13 protein-coding genes are annotated in these 19,222 nt (G+C 30.4%); 1 reads left to right on the top strand and 12 read right to left on the bottom strand.

The window, feature by feature from the left end; translation table 11 throughout:
* Positions 1 to 50 precede the first annotated feature (50 nt).
* From COL3_RS22455 to COL3_RS22440, 4 genes are all read right to left on the bottom strand, one after another.
* The gene (locus tag COL3_RS22455; RefSeq protein ID WP_008428408.1) at positions 51 to 791 is read right to left on the bottom strand and encodes an aminotransferase class IV; all 741 of its coding nucleotides are present in this window, start codon (positions 789 to 791) and stop codon (positions 51 to 53) included.
* 37 nt (positions 792 to 828) lie between these two features.
* Positions 829 to 1,467: an HAD-IB family hydrolase gene (locus COL3_RS22450; RefSeq protein WP_008428410.1), complete on the bottom strand. Its 639-nt coding sequence runs from the start codon at positions 1,465 to 1,467 to the stop codon at positions 829 to 831.
* A 521-nt stretch (positions 1,468 to 1,988) separates the two neighbouring features.
* Positions 1,989 to 3,182 carry a pyridoxal phosphate-dependent aminotransferase gene (locus COL3_RS22445; RefSeq protein WP_008428412.1) on the bottom strand — a complete coding sequence of 398 codons (1,194 nt, stop codon included), beginning with the start codon at positions 3,180 to 3,182 and terminating at the stop codon, positions 1,989 to 1,991.
* A 427-nt stretch (positions 3,183 to 3,609) separates the two neighbouring features.
* A complete protein-coding gene (locus COL3_RS22440; RefSeq protein WP_008428413.1) occupies positions 3,610 to 3,978 on the bottom strand; it encodes a DUF1292 domain-containing protein in 369 nt (122 codons plus the stop codon).
* Positions 3,979 to 4,228: 250 nt separating this feature from the next.
* Here COL3_RS22440 and COL3_RS22435 point away from each other — a divergent pair, with 250 nt between their 5' ends.
* Positions 4,229 to 5,209 (top strand): glycosyltransferase, encoded by a 981-nt coding sequence (locus COL3_RS22435; protein ID WP_008428415.1) that lies wholly within the window; start codon positions 4,229 to 4,231, stop codon positions 5,207 to 5,209.
* A gap of 124 nt (positions 5,210 to 5,333) precedes the next feature.
* Here COL3_RS22435 and nifJ read toward each other — a convergent pair whose 3' ends face one another.
* From nifJ to COL3_RS22395, 8 genes are all read right to left on the bottom strand, one after another.
* Complete coding sequence (gene nifJ / locus COL3_RS22430) at positions 5,334 to 8,843, bottom strand: pyruvate:ferredoxin (flavodoxin) oxidoreductase (RefSeq protein WP_008428418.1); 3,510 nt, start codon at positions 8,841 to 8,843, stop codon at positions 5,334 to 5,336.
* A 158-nt stretch (positions 8,844 to 9,001) separates the two neighbouring features.
* Positions 9,002 to 9,433, bottom strand: coding sequence for a flavodoxin domain-containing protein (locus COL3_RS22425; protein ID WP_008428420.1), 432 nt, complete (start codon positions 9,431 to 9,433; stop codon positions 9,002 to 9,004).
* A gap of 150 nt (positions 9,434 to 9,583) precedes the next feature.
* Positions 9,584 to 10,657, bottom strand: a complete 1,074-nt coding sequence (locus COL3_RS22420) for an undecaprenyldiphospho-muramoylpentapeptide beta-N-acetylglucosaminyltransferase (protein ID WP_008428422.1) — start codon at positions 10,655 to 10,657, stop codon at positions 9,584 to 9,586.
* A gap of 211 nt (positions 10,658 to 10,868) precedes the next feature.
* A complete protein-coding gene (gene recJ / locus COL3_RS22415; protein ID WP_008428424.1) occupies positions 10,869 to 12,638 on the bottom strand; it encodes a single-stranded-DNA-specific exonuclease RecJ in 1,770 nt (589 codons plus the stop codon).
* A gap of 168 nt (positions 12,639 to 12,806) precedes the next feature.
* A complete protein-coding gene (locus tag COL3_RS22410; protein ID WP_008428425.1) occupies positions 12,807 to 13,358 on the bottom strand; it encodes a DJ-1 family glyoxalase III in 552 nt (183 codons plus the stop codon).
* Positions 13,359 to 13,518: 160 nt separating this feature from the next.
* Entirely contained in the window at positions 13,519 to 13,893 is a 375-nt protein-coding gene (locus tag COL3_RS22405; protein ID WP_008428427.1) for a four helix bundle protein, read from the bottom strand.
* Between the two features lie 111 nt (positions 13,894 to 14,004).
* Positions 14,005 to 16,920: a DNA topoisomerase IV subunit A gene (locus COL3_RS22400; protein ID WP_008428430.1), complete on the bottom strand. Its 2,916-nt coding sequence runs from the start codon at positions 16,918 to 16,920 to the stop codon at positions 14,005 to 14,007.
* Positions 16,921 to 17,128: 208 nt separating this feature from the next.
* A complete protein-coding gene (locus COL3_RS22395; protein ID WP_008428432.1) occupies positions 17,129 to 19,078 on the bottom strand; it encodes a DNA topoisomerase IV subunit B in 1,950 nt (649 codons plus the stop codon).
* Positions 19,079 to 19,222: the final 144 nt, after the last annotated feature.

Here is a 19,222-nt window from a genome sequence, read left to right as displayed (position 1 = left end):
TCCATATTTTATATTAATCTATATTATTTTACACTTTAATACAAATTACCTTATAAATCATTTTCTTCCAAATACTTTTTTATTTGATTATTGTACTCTTTCATTAACTTTCTAATAATCCTATTGTTAGGATCTAAATCCATGTTATCTACTTTTTTTATTGGTAAGACTTTTGGAGACGTTCCTGATATAAACATGCCACCAAGTTTATCTATATCGGAATATTTATACTCTATTTCTTCAATTTCAATTCCAATATTTTTAGCCAAACTTATAATTTCACCTCTAGTAACTCCTGGCAAAACTGCTTTTGTAGGTGAAGTCATAAGTATATTATCCTTAACCATAAATATATTTGACCTGCTGCCTTCTGTTATATATCCATTTTTATCGACTAATATTGCCTCATAAGCGCCTTTATCTTTTATCTCTCTATTTACATTTTCTCTAAAAGCATCATTAATTATTTTCGCATTTGGATTTTTTCTCTCTCCAAAATATAAAATAGTGCTTACACCATCTTTATACATATCTTCAGTTGGATAAGAATGCTCTATGAAAAATATCCGTAATACTTTTTCATTTATCCCATAAGTTATTTTTATATTTCCATTAAGTTTATTTTCACTCTTTATTAAATTATTTATTTTATTTACAGTTTCTTCGTAACTTAATGTAAATTCTTCATTTATTAATTGAAATGAATTTTTCATTCTTTTCAAATGTGCCTCTAAAAAAATTGGAATTCCATTAATAACTCTCAATACCTCATATATGACCTTATCTTCCATAATTCCCCTCCCTTTTTCCTTACTCAAATAAAATATATTATTTCCATTTTAATATTTCTATATTATGATTTTTTTTATAATTTATTAAATATGGCTTTCCAACTAAATCCAGTAAAGGCTTATCAGATAACGAGTCCGAAAACATATATGATTCTTTGAAATCCACTTCTATATGTTCACTTTCAATAACCTCCATTAATCTTCTTACTTTTTCTTCGCCTTTGCAATTTTTACCTTCCATTTTTCTTGTGAAAATTCCTTCTTTAAAAGTAAATCTAGTTCCTATTATCTTATCGACTTCCTTAATCGCATAAAACTCATTAATATAAAATTCAGGTGATGCTGATATTAAGTAAATATCATATCCTTCACTTTTAAGTTTTTTCATCATTTTGAGTGCATCTTCATATAATATACTTGTTAATTTGTCATTATAAAAATTTTTAACAAGTTCCGCTAAGTCTTGTTCCTTAATTCCATCTATAAATTTTAAAAACTTTTCTTTTACTTCTCTCTCATCATATATTTTTAAAGTATACATAAGTCCGCAATAAGCTGCCCTTGGTAGGAATCGAATATTCTTTCTATCATTTTTTATTACATATTTAAACAACTCCATTAAAGTCTCTTTCTTAGTAATAGTATAATCAATATCAAATATAGCAAGTTTCTTCAAAGCCAATACCCACCCTTTGCCTTAATATTTAGTTCTTAATACTCAATTTTAATTAAACCTAATCTGTTTAATTAAGTACTTAGAACTAAATATTATTTATTACCTTAAATAATATTTCAAACGAATGCTTAAATTATTCAAACTATTTTCACAGTATTTTACCTCTAAGTCAAAATATAATTCTATTTTTGGAATTATATTTAAGATAAACTTTTTTAAATCTTATTTATAGTTACAAATATATATACAACATCTACTAGGCTTAGCTGCATATCTACACTAGAAATTAGAAACATTTTTGTGAAGTCGGCATTTGAAAATAAGATGTTGATGGTTCTTAATAGTTGGTTGTTCCTATTTAGCTTGTCACATTGAAAAATGGGAACATGCTAAATAGGGTACAACCAGCTATTTAGAACCTTCCAGCGAAATTTTCATAGTCCGACGGAACAACAATGTTTCTAATTTCGGTTGATTGCTGGTAAGTCTAGAATCATGTTGATTATATATATTTATACCAATTATTTAATTTTACTTAAGAATGTTGAAATTCTGTCTATTCCATTTTCTATTATATCTATAGATGTTGCATATGATAATCTTATATAACCATCTAATCCAAAACCTGCACCTGGTATTACTGCAACTTTTTCCTCTTCTAACAATACTTTTGCAAAATCTACTGAATCATTTATTACTTGATCTTTAAATGTAGTATTTAAATAAGAAGATATATTTACCATGATATAGAAGGCACCGCTTGGTCTTATAATAGATACCTCAAAAAGTTTTTCTAATTTAGATATCATAAAATTCCTTCTATTTTCGAATTCTTTAATCATATTATTCAAATCTTCCACAGGTCCATTTAAAGCTTCTATAGCCGCATACTGTGCTATCGTATTTACGTTAGATGTCATATGACTTTGAATACTAGTCATAAGCTTAGTTATTTTCTCGCTGGCTGCAACGTATCCTAATCTCCATCCTGTCATTGCATATGTCTTTGATACACCGTTTATTACTACAGTTCTCTCATATGCATCATCATTTAAAGATGCTATGCTTATATGCTTTTCTCCATCATAAATCAATTTTTCATAAATTTCATCTGAAATAATTAATAAATCATGCTCCTTAGCAAAATTTGCTATATCTAATAGTTCATCTTCATGGTAAATAGTTCCTGTTGGATTATTAGGGCTATTTAACACTATTGCTTTTGTTCTGCTAGTTAAAGCTTTTTCTAAATCAGCAACTGTATATTTATAATTTTTTTCTTCAGATGTCTCCACAATCACTGGCACACCATCCGCTAATTTAACTAACTCCGGATAACTAACCCAATATGGAACTGGAATTAATACTTCATCTCCCGGATTCAAAGCAGCCATAAAAACATTGGCTAAGCATTGTTTTGCACCCGTAGAAATTGTTATTTGACTTGGCTTATATTCTAATCCATTATCATTTTTAAATTTATTACATATAGTTTGTTTTAATTCTAATAATCCACCTGCTGGTGTATATTTAGTTTTTCCTTCATTCATAGCTTTTATAGCTGCCTGTATTATATTTTCTGGTGTATTAAAATCTGGTTCTCCTGCCCCAAAACTTATTACATCAACACCTTGACTCTTTAATTCATTGGCCTTTGCAGTAATTGCCAAAGTAATTGATGGACTGATATTCCCCGCTTTTTTAGATAAATTCATTGCTTTATTCCCTCCAGTTCAGGCATTTTTAAAATAACTTAGTGAAAAGATGCACTAATCTTTTTCAATCAACCAAAGAGATAAAGGTTATTTCTACAAAAAAATAGAATTAATCAACTTATCAGTATAGCTTGACTAAAAATTATAGCATATTAGTATAGTTATTTTTAAAGATGCATTAATACAATTGTATATTCTTGTCACATAATAAAAATATATCATTAATATATTGAATTGTAAACAACATTGGTAAATGAATAATTTATGATGAATGATGAATAAATGATGTTAAAATCACTTCGTAATTTCCTATAATGGTATTTACTTTTTGAAAAGCCGAAGGCTTTCCTTCCTTAATTATTCACTATTCATCACTTTATTGTACTAAACAAAAGACCTTGGTAAAAATACCAAAGTCCTTTATTTATTATTCTTCGCCTACTAACTCGTTTTGATAGTAAGCTGATACTCTATCAAATTCTTCCTCATCTGGAACTACAAGTTCATCTTCTTCTAATCTAAAAAGATAAACTGAATCTTCTTCGGGATTTTGAGCTAAGTAATATACATTATCTTCATATTCAAATTCATCAATTATTGGACATGTTACTACATTTCCATTTTCATCTTCTAAATCTATAACGAAATTCTCTTCTTCATCATGGCATCCGCATCCACATTCATTTTCATGATCATGCCCGCATCCGCATTCATGTTCTTCGCCATGATTATGTCCACCACAGCCACAAGTTTCTTCTTCACTATTACATCCGCATTTGTCTAAATCTTTATCCATTTTTCAACCTCCTTTTGGTTCTTAATTAATTTTACCCTTAAAACAATAAAATTAAAACCCTAAAATTACATTTTCAATAAATTTATTTACTAACTAATACTTTTTCATAATATGTCAAAAGTATATTTTATACACTTCATTAAATTCTAATAAAAATGAATTGTTACCACTAAATCTTTAAAAATATTAAACAAAAAAAATTATTATGCTATAATACTATTAAAATATATTATAATGAGGAAAAACTAATATGAATATTAAAGTTTCTATCATTGTCCCTGTTTATAATTCCGAGAAATATTTAAAGAGATGTTTAGATTCTCTTGTTAATCAATCTTTAAATGACATTGAAATAATATTAATTAACGATTTTTCAACTGATAATAGCTTAAATATATTAAATTCATATAAACAAGCTTATCCAAATAAAATTATTCTTGAAAGTCTTACTGAAAATAAAGGGCCTGGCGGCGCTCGAAACTTAGGGATTAAAAAAGCAAAGGGTCAATACATAGGTTTTGTTGATAGTGATGATGATGTGTCATTCGACATGTTCGAAAAGCTTTACAAAATTGCTGTAAGAGCTGATTATGATTTAGTTGATTGTAATTTCTATGAAGAATCATTAAACAAAAATTGTAAAACCACGCCAAAAGAAGCTCTTGGAGATTTAAATGCAGAAAAGAGAAAACTAATGATTATAAATTCTGGTTATATATGGAGCAAAATAGTAAAACGTGATATTATAATTAATCATAATATCAGATTTAGAGAAAACGTAGCTTTCGAGGACTTGGAATTTACATCATTAATTATTTTGTATTGCAAAAAGATATGTGCTACTAATATGGTATTATACAATTATAGGTGTAACGATATTTCAATCACTAGAAAGTATAATATCAAAGTTCATATCTATGAAAAAATAGATTCATCAAAAGCATTGATAGAAAAATTCAAGGAATTAAATGCCTTTGATAATTATAGAGATGAACTTACCTATAGGATCTATCATGTATATTCAAATATGGTTCAACTAGCCATGTCTTTAGATGAAGCTAGGTTATTAGGAGTTCAGGTCTTTAAAGATTTACATGATTTTTTCTTAGAAATAGTAGATTATGATTATAGTAATAATAAATATATTCTCGAAATGAATGAAAAAGATAAATTTTTCGCAGAGCTCAATAACAGTAATTATCAAAAATTATTTTCTGAATACTTAACTTAGCAAATATAATTTTCTCGATACATATTTTACACTTAAAATAAAGAAGTTACATTTTAGAATCTTTCCAAAATGTAACTTCTTTTATTTATGCGCAAATTTAGTTATTATATATTTTATTTAAATACTATTGTTGATTAGCTAATCTCTTGTATCCTTCTAATCTTTCCATAGCATCTTTCTTAGTCTTTTCAAATAAAGCATCTGCTTGTTCTGGGAATGCTTTAGCTAATGAAGAGTATCTAACTTCTCCCATTAAGAATTCTTTGAAATCTTCTGTTGGTTCTTTTGAATCTAATACAAATGGATTCTTTCCAGCTTCTTTTAATTCTGGGTTGAATCTGTACATTTGCCAGTATCCACATGCAGTAGCTCTCTTAGCTTCTTCTTGGCTGTTACCCATACCAATTCTTAATCCATGGTTGATACATGGTGCATAAGCTATTATTAATGATGGTCCTTTATAAGCTTCTGCTTCTGCAAGAGCTTTCATAACTTGGTTCTTATCAGCACCCATGTTAATTTGAGCTACATATACATAACCATAGCTCATAGCCATCATTCCAAGGTCTTTCTTCTTAGTCTTCTTACCACTTGCAGCAAACTTAGCGATTGCAGCTGTTGGAGTAGATTTAGATGATTGACCACCTGTGTTTGAGTAAACTTCTGTATCTACTACTAGTATATTTACGTCTTCTCCTGAAGCTAATACATGGTCAACTCCACCGTATCCGATATCGTAAGCCCATCCGTCTCCTCCGAAGATCCATTGTGATCTCTTAACGAAGTAGTCTTTTTCAGCTAATATTTCTTTAGCAAGTTCAGTGTTAGATGCTTCTAAAGCAGCTGTTAATTTATCAGCTCTTTCTCTAGTTCCTTCACCTTCATCTATGTTGTCTAACCATTCTTGTAATTCAGCACTTGCTGGATCATTTGCAGCTATAGCAGCTTGAGCTTTTTCAGCTAATCTTTCTCTTATAGCCTTAACTCCTAAGAACATACCTAATCCATATTCAGCATTATCTTCGAATAATGAGTTAGCCCAAGCTGGACCATGTCCACATTTATTCTTAGTATATGGAGTTGAAGGAGCAGATCCTCCCCAGATTGATGTACATCCAGTTGCATTAGCAACCATCATTCTATCACCAACTAATTGAGTTATAGCTTTAACATATGGAGTTTCTCCACAACCTGCGCAAGCTCCTGAGAATTCAAGTAATGGTTGCTCAAATTGGCTACCCTTAACTGTCTTCTTGTTCATTGGGTTCTTCTTAGGTGAAACTTCATAGAATAAGTAATCAAAAACTTCTATTTGATCATGTTGAGATTCTTGAGGTTTCATAACTAATGCTTTTCCTGGTGCTGGACAAATTTGAGCACAGTTTCCACAACCTGAACAATCAAGTGGTGTTACACCCATAGTGTATAATAATGGCTCTTCAGTCTTTAATCCCTTAGCAGCTACAATCTTAGCAGCAGCTGGAGCAGCATTCTTTTCTGCTTCAGTTAATAAGAATGGTCTTATAGCAGCATGTGGACATACCATTGAACATTGGTTACATTGAATACATTTTTCTGAATCCCATTCAGGAACATTTACTGCAATTCCTCTCTTTTCGAAAGCAGCAGTACCATTTTCGAAAGTACCATCTTCCATACCTGCAAATGCTGAAACTGGAAGTTGATCTCCTTCTTGTCTGTTCATTGGGATAACTATATCTTTAACAAATTTAGAAGCATGTTTAATTTCTACTGGTGCTTCGTCTTGAGCTGTCTTCCAAGCTTCTGGAATGTTTATTGCAACAATTGATTCAACACCTCTATCGATAGCTGCGTTGTTCATGTTAACAACTTTTTCACCCTTCTTACCATAAGAAGTTACAACTGAATCTTTTAAGTGCTTAATAGCATCTTCAACTGGGATAATGTTAGCTAACTTGAAGAAAGCTGATTGCATTATCATGTTGATTCTTCCACCAAGGCCGATTTCTTGAGCAATACCTACAGCATTGATAGTGTAGAACTTAATGTTGTTGTTTGCTAAGAATCTCTTATATGCAGCTGGTAATTTTTCTTCTAAATCTTCTGGAGACCAGATAGTATTTAATAAGAAAGTAGAACCTGGCTTTAATCCTTCAAGTACATTGTATTTGTGGATATATGATTGGTTAGAACATGAAACAAAGTCTGCTTTGTTTATTAAGTATGGTGACTTAATTGCTTTCTTACCAAATCTTAAGTGAGATACTGTTATTCCTCCTGATTTCTTTGAATCATAGAAGAAGTAAGCTTGAGCATACATGTCTGTATTATCTCCAATGATTTTGATTGCACTCTTGTTTGCTCCAACAGTACCATCTGATCCAAGTCCCCAGAACTTACAAGATGTAGTTCCTTCTGGAGTTGCATCTATATCTTCAGTTACTTCTAATGAAGTATTTGTAACGTCATCAACGATTCCTAATGTGAAGCCATTCTTTGGTGCATCTTGTGCTAAGTTAGCATAAACTGCAGCAATATGTCCTGGATTTGGATCCTTTGAACCTAAACCAAATCTTCCACCAACAATAAGTGGTGCATCAGCTTGTCCATAGAATGCATTTCTTACATCTAAGTATAATGGTTCTCCAGTTGATCCTGGTTCTTTAGTTCTATCTAAAACAGCAATTTTCTTAACTGTCTTTGGAATAGCAGCTAGTAATCTTTCATTTGAGAATGGTCTGAATAATCTTACTTTAACAACACCAACTTTTTGTCCGTTAGCATTTAAGTAATCTATAGTTTCTTCACAAACGTCTGTAGCAGAACCCATAGCTATGATTACTCTATCAGCATCTGGTGCTCCATAGTAATCGAAACAGTGATATTCTCTACCAGTTAATTTAGTGATTTCAGCCATGTAACTTTCAACTGTTTCTGGTAATTCATTATAGAATTTATTAACAGATTCTCTTTCTTGGAAATAGATATCTGCATTTTGAGCAGTTCCTCTAGTTACAGGATGATTTGGATTTAATGCTCTTTCTCTGAAAGCTTTAACTGAATCCCAATCAAGTAAGTTAGCTAATTCATCATATTCTAAAACTTCAATTTTTTGTACTTCATGAGAAGTTCTGAATCCATCAAAGAAGTTTAAGAATGGAATTCTTGTTTTAATAGCAGTTAAATGTGCTACTGCTGCTAAATCCATAACTTCTTGAACTGATCCTTCTGCAAGCATTGCAAAACCTGTTTGTCTTGCTGCCATAACATCTTGGTGATCTCCAAATATGTTTAAAGCAGATGTAGCTAATGCTCTAGCTGATACATGGAATACTCCTGGTAACATTTCACCAGCAATTTTGTACATATTTGGTATCATTAATAATAAACCTTGTGAAGCTGTATAAGTAGTTGTTAAAGCTCCAGCTTGTAAAGATCCGTGAACTGCACCAGCTGCTCCAGCTTCTGATTGCATTTCCATAACCTTAACAGGTTGTCCAAATATATTCTTTCTTCCTTGTGCTACCCACTCATCTACATGTTCTGCCATTGGTGATGATGGTGTAATTGGGAATATTGCAGAAACTTCTGTAAATGCATAAGATATATGAGCTGCTGCAGTATTACCGTCCATAGTTTTCATTTTTCTCATCGCGTTGACCCCTCTTTCTAATATTAAAACTTAAATTTATAATTTAAATTTTTTTATATAAGTAAGTCTATAAGACCACCTAATAAACATATTAAATTAGCGCGTTAAAAAATTTACACCAAACTTATTAATCTTAAATAAACAACTGTAATCATCAATTATTTTACTAATTCTTTTCCTAACTGTTTAATAAGATTCGATTGATTTTTTGTTGGTGAATCTTTAACTGCTAAGTCTCCAATTACATTAAAACCATAAGATGTTATTTCATCTTTCCATATCTTCATAAAAGTATCTTCAATCCATCCATAGGTAGCAAATAAAATGCAGTTCTTATTTTTATTTTCTTTACCATAAGTTTTTAACTGTTCTAGAAATGGCTTCATTTCTAGCTGTTCAATTTTAGTGGCATCTACTGCAGGGCTTCCAAACGCAATAGAATCAGCTTCTAAGACATCTTCTATTGTGGCGTCTGCAACATGTTTTACATTTACTTCCGCACCTTGTTCTCTAGCACCTTCTGCCATAGCATTTGCAAGGGCTTCTATATTTCCTCCACAACTCCAATAAATGATTGAAACTTTTTTCATTGAAACAGCACCTCATCTTCTTGTTAAATAATTAACTTTTGTTTTCACTAAATTGAACCTACCCTTTTATTATATCTCACATATTTTTTTTTGCAAGTTTAGATTGTACAATTTGTTCTATTTTAACTAATAAATATAGATTTTATCAATTTACCTTTTTATACTTTCTAATATTATATCTACTATTGCTTCTACCCCACTGGCAGCCTTGCTATTTTCCATATTCTTAATGAGAGTTTTACCTTTTTTCTTTAACTCTAATATTTGATTATAAAGGGCTTCTCCATTAATTTCCTCTTCCTCCATCATTAATGCATACCCTTCTTTAGCGAAAGATTTTGAGTTTAAAATTTGATCCCCTCTACTTGCCTTTTTAGAAAGTGGTATTAATAGGGTTGGTTTCTTTAATGCTAAAAACTCAAATATTGAATTTGCTCCTGCCCTTGAAATAATATAGTCAGCAGCCTTCATTAAGTGTGGTAATTCTTCACTTACATATTCAAATTGCTTATATCCATCTTTACTCTTATACTTTTCATCTATATTTCCTTTTCCGCAAATATGAATAATATTAAAGTCTAATAATAATTTATCTAAGTTTTTTCTTATTTCATCATTTATGAGTTTTGAACCTAAACTCCCGCCCATAATAAATAATATTTCTTTATTATCTTTAAACCCACATATTTTTTTACCTTGAACTTTATCCCCATGAAGTATCTCTTCTCTTATTGGACTTCCTGTAAGCACACCCTTATTACCCTTTATATAATTTAAGCTTTCTCTAAAAGTTACACACAGCTTATCACAAAAAGGTGCTGATAACTTATTTGCAAGACCAGGTGTCATATCTGATTCATGAGCGATTACTGGTATCTTCTTTAAAGAGGCTGCAATAACAACAGGTACTGCAACAAATCCTCCTTTTGAAAAAATAACATCAGGTTTTTCTTTTGATAATATCCTTGTAGCTTGAGCTATTCCCTTTAAAATCTTAAATGGATCTGTAAAATTCTTCACGTCAAAATATCTTCGCAATTTTCCGCAAGAAATTCCAAAGAACGGTATATTATTTTTTGTTATTATCTCTTTTTCAATACCATCATTACTTCCTATGTACTTTATTTCAAATCCTTTTTGCTTTAGTTTAGGTACCAATGCCAAGTTTGGAGTAACATGACCTGCTGTTCCTCCACCTGTCATTATTATTTTATATTTCAACAAAAACACCCCTTTAAATCAGTTAAAAGTTAGAAGTTAATAGTTAAGAGTTACGGATGAAATCCCCACGGGATTTCTTTAAATTAATGATTTTAATTTTATATATAATTTCGTTGTAGATCCAAATCCTTCGTCTATCACTAAAATAAATATTTTTTAATAAACTCTGAAAGAGTTTATTCCTTCAACTGTAAACTGCGAACTGTAAACTGTTCTAGCTTCTGTAATTTTGAATTACAACTTGAATAGTAGTATTACCATTATATTCATTAATAGATGGATAAAATACTAAATCCATTTTAACACCATTATATGTTCCATCATATAATTTCTCTAATTCTTCTTTTCCATATTTATCTCTTATTTCTTCTTCGAATTCATTAATATCTCCAAAATATATGGCATCTAGAGTTCTGTTTAGCTTAGTTTTTAGTTTTAACTTTAACACATTTCTATTCTTTCCAAGTATTACCGCTTTTATTACATTAATATCTTTCTCAGCAAACAATGGTTTCGTATTTGCCTTGCCAAATGGCTCAAGTCTTTCTAAATCATTTATCAATTCATAATTTATTGTATCAAGCGGTAAAACACAATCTATTGTAACTTTCCTTAACAAATCCTCATCACTTAAAGTAGTATTTTCATTTAATTTTTTTCTAAACTCATCTATATTTTCTTCTTTCAAGGAAAAGCCTGCAGCCATAGGATGACCTCCAAACTTTTCAAGCAAATCTTTGCATTTTACAAGTTCTTCAAACATATTATATTCTTCAATAGATCTTCCAGAACCCTTTACCCCGTGTTCCGCTTTTGTAATTATTAGAGTAGGAACATTATACTTCTCTTTTATTCTTCCCGCTATTATTCCAGCTAAACTTTCATGTATATCTGGAATATAAATAACAAATACCTTATCATTTATCATTCCATTCTTTTCTATGATTTCTATGGCGGTTTCAACGCCCTTCATAGTCATGTCTTTTCGTTCTTCATTTAGCCTTACTAATTCCTTAGCAAGTTTAACTGCTTCCTCCTCATCACTTGAAATCAAAAGCTTTAATCCTTTTTTTGCTGAATCTAGCCTTCCTGATGCATTTATACATGGACCTATTATAAAACCTAAATGATAAACTGATAAAGTTTTTTCAATAAGTTCACATTCCCTTATTAATTCTTGCAATCCTAAATTAGTTGTATTATTTATTAATTCCAACCCTTTTTTAACAAAAATTCTGTTCTCATCAACTAAATCAACAACATCACACACTGTTGCTATAGCTAAAAATTCTATGTACTTATAACATTCTTTTTTATCTATATTAAATGTTTCAAAAAGCACTTCTACAAGTTTAAATACTACTCCAGCTCCACATAACTGTTTAAATATATAATTACATTCACCTTGTTTTGGATTTACTATAGCATCTGCTTCTGAACTTATGAATTCTCTAACTTTATTTTCATTATCAACAAATGGTATATCATGATGATCTGTTACTATCACAGTAATGCCCAAATCTTTTGCATACTTTATCTGTTCTATAGCCGATATTCCATTATCACAAGTTAAAATTGTGTCTACTCCATCTTCCTTGGCCTGTTTTATTATGTCTATATTAATTCCATATCCATCTTTAATTCTATCTGGAATTTCATAATCCACATTGGCACTACACCTTTTTAGAGCTGAATATAAAATATAAATACTTATTACACCATCAACATCGTAATCTCCAACAATCCTTATTTTATTTTGAGATTTTATTTTTTCACCAAGAATCTCCACAGCTTTTTCTAAATCTTTCATTTCCCTTGGATTATGCAGCTTATCAAAATCTGGATTTATATAGCTTCTTATCATTTCATCATTTGTAATATTTCTATTTACTATAAGTCTGCTCATAAGCTCGGTAAGTGCATATTTTTTTGATATATATTTATAATCGGCTTTAATATTCTTTATAAACCATCTTTCTGACATCTTTTCCCCCTTTAAATTTTGCAAAACAAAATTGATGAATAATTAATAGTGAATGATGAATAATTTAGGATGAAATCTTTTTTAGAAGATTTCTATAATTTTCATACATAAAAAATCCTCAAACGGATTTCTCTCCTTAATCATTCATCATTCATTATTCATCATCAATTAACTAAACATTTTATATAACATACCAGATGAAATTCCTTCTACTTTCTGCTGGTATCCAAGAACTTCTAATAGTTTATATGCAAAAGTCATTGCTGTTGCTGGCCCTCTGCTGGTTATAATATTTTTATCAACTACAACAGCCTCTTCTAAATATTCACAATTTGGTAATTCATCTTCATATCCTGGGTAAGATGTTATATTTATACCTTCCGTAATTCCTGCTCTTCCAAGAACTATTGGTCCTGCACAAATTGCTCCTATTAACTTACCTTCTTTATTTTGCTTTTTAACAAACTTTATTACTCTTTCATCATCTCTTAAATTAGTTGCCCCTGGTATTCCCCCAGGAATTACTACTAAATCATACTCCATATTTTCATCAAAAATTTTATCAGCTTGAACCACTAGGCCATGGCTTGATTCCACCATTTTTTCTCCAGTTATTGATACTAAATCGCAAGCTACATCTGCTCTTCGCATTATATCAGATACAGTTAATGCCTCAATTTCTTCAAAGCCTGTTGCTAATAGAACACATACTTTCTTCATACCATTTCCTCCTTACATTTAAACAAAGAGGATATTCTAAACAGCATTTAGAACATCCTCATTCTATAATATCTCAATTTATATTTACATTATACCACCAACACTTACAAGTGAAAAGTTATAAGTTATAAGTGAAAAGTTTGAGTGAAAAGTTATGAGTTTAAGTAGTAATTTTATTTGATTGGTTTATATTGTACTGAGTTGTTTTGATAATTGCATTTAGTATCTTTGATATTTCTTCACAATCACCTAGCAATGTGTAACTCACTTCATCAATATACCCAGTATCATACAAAAGTTGTAACCGATATTTTGTTTCATCTGTTTCCTTTATAGAAACATACATCTTTGCTAAAAAGTCTTTCTTTGACTGTCCTCTTAACGCTTCTCTAATATTTGCGCCTATACTCGTTCCTGATTTCAATAATTGTTTTGACATAATAAATTCTTTCTTTATTTCAGTTAATTGCTTATATAACTCCACAATATTCTTAGCAAATTTATAACTTTTATCGGCCACCACACTCTGTTTCATATATTCAACTCCTAATAAACTAACAATTTATTAAGATACTATCCCAAAATAAAATAATTATTCATACCAATAGCAATTCATAACTTATAACTTATAACTTATAACTTATAACTAGTTAAGTGTTACTTCTTTTATTTCATCATCAAGGACAATCACCATTATATTTGTACCTCTGCCTGCTCTGTTTTGAAGCTTAATTTCATCTACTTTAATTATTGATTTTTCCTTTGCCTTTGAAACTAATACCACTTCAGTGTTATCTGATGATAGAGTTATACTATTTTCATTATTGCTTGTATATTTACTATGATACTTTCCAAAGATCACTTCATCTTCTTCTCTTAAGCTTATTCCTGTAACTCCTGAAGCTATCTTACCCATAGCACTTACATTTTCAACCGGGAATTTTATTGCCATTCCTTTCTTAGTTATCATAATTAAGTGGCCAAATTTAGCCTTATTTACCTCAACAGATACAACCTCATCATCTTCGAATTTGAATTTGTAGAATACCTGCTTAAAGAAATCACCATCAAATTCTGTTAATGAAGTCTTTTTAACCATACCCTTTTTGGTAAATGTATATACTCCATACTCATCATCATAAGATTCAATCGATACTAAACTTATTATTTTTTCTCCTTTTTCCAGTTTTCCGAGGAATGCTTCCACTGGCATTTCTCCATTTAAAATATTTTTCATTAAGAAAACAGGAATTTTATAGACATAACCTTTATTGCTGAACATTAATAATTCTCTTAGTGAGTTAGTCTTTACTTTTAACGAATCTTCCTTAATTCTTTCATAAGCTTTAAGTTTATTCTTATCTGTTATACCAAGGCTTAGTTCAAAATACTCTATCTCATCACTGTCTTCTACGTATTCTATTTCATCTTCCTCAGAGAAATTAAATAATTGGGTCGGCAAAATATTTCTAGACGTATCTTCAAGATTTTTAACTTCAAGAGTAAACTCTAATCCTAATTTACTTTTAATTCTTAAAAATTTATTTTCTTCTTCTAAATTTCTTATGGAAACATCTATTAATTCATCTTCATCTCTAAGCTTTAAAGCTTGAAGCTTAGTGTATGCAGTTTGGAATTTATCTACTGAACTTAATTTAATTCCTCCATGCTTGGTTATAAATCTAAATGCTTTACTTGGATTAAAATTATCTACAGATATAGCTGAAATTATTTTCTCATTTTCTAGATTTAGTGTTTTAATAATTTCATCTAATCTATCTCCTTTTTCTTTCCACTTCAATTCTGGGATGTTTATACCTTTTGTTTGATACATAAAGCCTTTATCAGTAAATATTAGTAATGTATCTTTTGTGTTTGAACTTATAAGGTATTTTAATGAATCCCCTTCTCTATATTCAATATCTTCTGGGTTAGAGCTAGACCTGTTATAATTTTTAAGAGGTATTCTCTTAACAAATCCATCTTTCGATATTGTAATCATAACATCTTCAACTACTATTAATTCTTCAATATCAATCTTACTTTCGCTATCATCATGGATTATTTTAGTTCTTCTTTCATTTCCATATTTATCGCTTATTTCTTTTAATTCAGTTTTTACTACTTTTAAAAGCTCTTTTTCACTAGATAATATCTTTTCAAGCTTTTTAATAAGCTTTTCAAGCTGTGCATATTCCTTTTCAAATATTTCTATTTCAAGTCCTGTCAATCTATATAACATAAGTTCTAATATTGCCTGTGCTTGTGCTTCTGAGAACTCAAATTTACTTATTAAGTTATCTGAAGCATCTTTTTTTGACTTTGAACTCCTAATCGTTGCAATTACTTCATCTAATATGCTTATTGCTTTAATAAACCCTTCAACAATATGATGTCTTTTTTTAGCTACATCAAGTTCCTTTTGAGTTCTTCTAGTTATGATTTCTTTTTGATGTTCAACATAGTATTTAATTATGGCCTTTAAACTCATCGTTTCAGGCTTACCATTTGCAAGTGCTACCATGTTAAAACTTATGTTACATTGTAAATCAGTCTTTTTAAATAAATACTTTAGTACTTTATCTGCAACATCTTCATCTGCATTTTTCTTTAACTCAATTACAGCTCTTATTCCATTTCTATCTGATTCATCTCTTATATCTGTTATTGACTCCAGAGCTTTTGCATGCCTTTTGTCTCCAGTCATTTCAGATATTGTTTGAAGAATCTTAGATTTATTTCTCCTGTAAGGGAACTCAGTTATTACTATTCCTATTCGTCCATTTTCTAATTTTTCAATATTAGTTTTAGCTCTATATGCAACCTTACCTTCTCCAGTTTCATATGCAGATAAAATTGATTTTTCTCCAATTAGAATTCCACCTGTAGGCAGATCTGGCCCTTTTATGTATTCCATTAATTCTGAAGTGCTAATTTCATTGTTATCAATATAAGCCAAAACTCCATTTGTTACTTCTTCTAGATTATGCGGTGGTATATTTGTTGCTAAACCAACTGCTATACCAAATGCACCATTTACCAAAAGATTTGGATATCTGCTTGGCAAAACCTTAGGTTCCATTTCACTATCTGAGTAATTAGGAATCATTTCTACAGTATCTTTTTCAATATCACGAAGCATTTCCATAGCTATTGGTGATAACCTAGCTTCTGTATACCTCATAGCCGCGGCTCCATCTCCATCAATTGATCCCCAATTTCCATGTCCTTCTATTAACGGCTCTCTTGTTGAAAAGTCTTGAGCTAAAATTACCATAGATTCATATACTGATGAATCTCCATGAGGGTGAAATTTACCTAATATATCCCCAACGATTCTTGCTGATTTGTAGTAGGGTCTATCTGGAAAAGCCTTAAGCATATACGACCCATATAAGATTCTTCTGTGTACAGGCTTAAGTCCATCTCTAACATCCGGAAGTGCTCTATCTTTAGCAACTTCTATAGCATACGGTAGATAATTTTCCGGCATTGCTTCTTCAAGTGGAATGCCAATTATATTATTATCCCTTGGAATAAGGGTATCATTCTTTTTTGCCATAATATACTCCTTTTTAATTCACAACTTATAGATTTTGCGAAACAAAATCTATGAATGATTAATGATTAATGATTAATGAGATTTTGCTTTGCAAAATTTAAATTTATTAGGTACAAGGTACTGTTAAATATCAAAATTCCGTAAGGAATTTTTTCCTTAATCTTTCATCGTTCACTATTCATTATTCATCCAAAAGTGCTTCGCACTTTTAAAATTCTCCATATTTATACATATAATTCTTTCTCGGTTCTACAATGTCACCCATAAGCAATGAAACCATTTTTTCAGCTTTTGCTGCGTCATCTATTGTAACTTGAAGCAGTGTTCTTGTTTCAGGATTTAATGTTGTATCCCACAATTGGTCTGGATTCATTTCCCCTAAACCTTTATATCTTTGAATTAATGCACCTTTACCTATTTGTTTCTTTACACTTTCTAAATCATCATCACTATACGCATATTTTGCTGTAGTTTTTCCTTTTGTTTCTTTATACACCTTATATAAAGGCGGTTGAGCTAAGTATAAATGTCCATTAGCAATTAATGGCCTCATATATCTATAAATATAAGTCATCCATAGGGTTCTAATGTGATACCCATCTACATCAGCATCACTCATTATTATTATCTTGTCATACTTCAAATCTTCTTCTTTATAGTTATCTAAAGTTCCAGTACCAATTGCAGTATTAAAGATTTTTAATTCTTCTGATGCAAGTACATTTTCAAGCTTCTGTTTTTCAGTATTCATTATTTTTCCCTTTGAAGGCATTATAGTTTGGAATCTTCTATCTCTAGCCTGCTTTGCAGAGCCTCCTGCCGAATCTCCCTCAACAACTATAAATTCATTGACAGATTTATCTTTTAATGTACAAACTGCAACCTTACCTGCAAGCGGCGCAGTCCCCTTACCGATTTTCTTCTTTTCCGCTTCATTTATTTTTTTAATTTTATCTCTTCTTTTTGCTGCTTCTAATGCATTATTTATTATACTTATTGCCAAAGTTTTATTATCTTCAATCCACTCAGAAAATTTGGTAAAAACCAAATCATTCATCATTGTATAGGCTTCATTATTCCCAAGCTTAGTTTTAGTCTGACCTTCAAAGACTGGATTTGTGATCTTTATTCTTACAATAGCTGTCATACCTTCCCTTAAATCGTCACCTTCGAATTCTTTATCTTTCTCCTTAACTAATCCAAGCTTCTTAGCCCACTCTTTAAAAGCTCTTGTCATTCCTGTTTTAAAACCTGTTTCATGCGTTCCTGCTTCAGTTGTTGGAATATTATTTACATAACTTGCAATAGTTTCAGTTGTTGAATCAGTAAATTGAATACAAACTTCACCATACATTTGAATATTTGAAACTGTTCTTTCTCCATCAAATATTATCGGTGTCTCATGAATTGGTGTCTTACTTTCATTCAAATAATTTATAAAATCCAATAACCCATTCTCAGAATAATACTCTTTTGTAATTTCTTGTCCTTTTCTTTTATCTATAAATTCCAAAGTAATTCCTTTATTTTGGAATGCAAGTTCTTGCAGTCTGCTATCTATTATGTCAAATTTAAATTCAGTAGTTGAGAATATTTCATCATCTGGCTTGAATGTGATTTTAGTTCCAACCTTATCTGTTTTTCCAATAACCTTTAAGCTCTCAATAGCTGTTCCTGGCATATCTCTTTTTAATTCTTTATCATAAGCATATTCGAACCTTTGTCTATATATATTTCCATTTTGATATACTTCAACTTCTAACCACTTTGATAAAGCATTTACAACAGCAGCTCCAACACCATGAAGACCTCCAGAAGTTTTATAATTCTTATTATCAAACTTTCCTCCCGTATGAAGCTCCGTAAATACCATTTCTACTCCAGATTTCTTTTTAATTGGGTGTATTCCTGTAGGAATACCTCTTCCGTTATCAACCACTGTAACACTTTTATCTTCATTTAAAATAATAGTAACCTTATTTCCATATCCATTAGCTATTTCATCTATGGAGTTATCAATTATTTCCCATATACAATGATGTAAGCCTTTGCTGCCTGTAGAACCTATATACATACCTGGTCTTATTCTTACAGGCTCCAACTTTTCAAGGGATGTTAAATCCGTTACATCATAAGCATTAGTATTTTTCAATTCCATAAAATTCCTCCATTTGAACACCAGTTCTTATTTGTTCTTGATTCTTCTACTCTATAAGAATATACTTCCTTTATCGTTCAATGTCAAAAAAAACTTAAGTAGAGAACCAAAATCTTTGATTTTGTGTGAATCACTTACTCAGCG

This window comes from Clostridium sp. LS (genome assembly GCF_002760435.1).
Classification (GTDB): domain Bacteria; phylum Bacillota; class Clostridia; order Clostridiales; family Clostridiaceae; genus Clostridium.
The sequence above is the reverse complement of the archived record's forward strand: the minus strand, read 5'-3'. Positions and strand labels throughout refer to the sequence as shown.

Bases quoted from the DNA above. Each gene is read 5' to 3' on its own strand.
- COL3_RS22395 (WP_008428432.1), bottom strand. From the start codon at position 19,078: ATGGAATTGAAAAATACTAATGCTTATGATGTAACGGATTTAACATCC.
- COL3_RS22440 (WP_008428413.1), bottom strand. From the start codon at position 3,978: ATGGATAAAGATTTAGACAAATGCGGATGTAATAGTGAAGAAGAAACT.
- COL3_RS22435 (WP_008428415.1), top strand. From the start codon at position 4,229: ATGAATATTAAAGTTTCTATCATTGTCCCTGTTTATAATTCCGAGAAA.
- COL3_RS22425 (WP_008428420.1), bottom strand. From the start codon at position 9,433: ATGAAAAAAGTTTCAATCATTTATTGGAGTTGTGGAGGAAATATAGAA.
- COL3_RS22445 (WP_008428412.1), bottom strand. From the start codon at position 3,182: ATGAATTTATCTAAAAAAGCGGGGAATATCAGTCCATCAATTACTTTG.
- nifJ (WP_008428418.1), bottom strand. From the start codon at position 8,843: ATGAGAAAAATGAAAACTATGGACGGTAATACTGCAGCAGCTCATATA.
- COL3_RS22455 (WP_008428408.1), bottom strand. From the start codon at position 791: ATGGAAGATAAGGTCATATATGAGGTATTGAGAGTTATTAATGGAATT.
- COL3_RS22400 (WP_008428430.1), bottom strand. From the start codon at position 16,920: ATGGCAAAAAAGAATGATACCCTTATTCCAAGGGATAATAATATAATT.
- recJ (WP_008428424.1), bottom strand. From the start codon at position 12,638: ATGTCAGAAAGATGGTTTATAAAGAATATTAAAGCCGATTATAAATAT.
- COL3_RS22405 (WP_008428427.1), bottom strand. From the start codon at position 13,893: ATGAAACAGAGTGTGGTGGCCGATAAAAGTTATAAATTTGCTAAGAAT.
- COL3_RS22410 (WP_008428425.1), bottom strand. From the start codon at position 13,358: ATGAAGAAAGTATGTGTTCTATTAGCAACAGGCTTTGAAGAAATTGAG.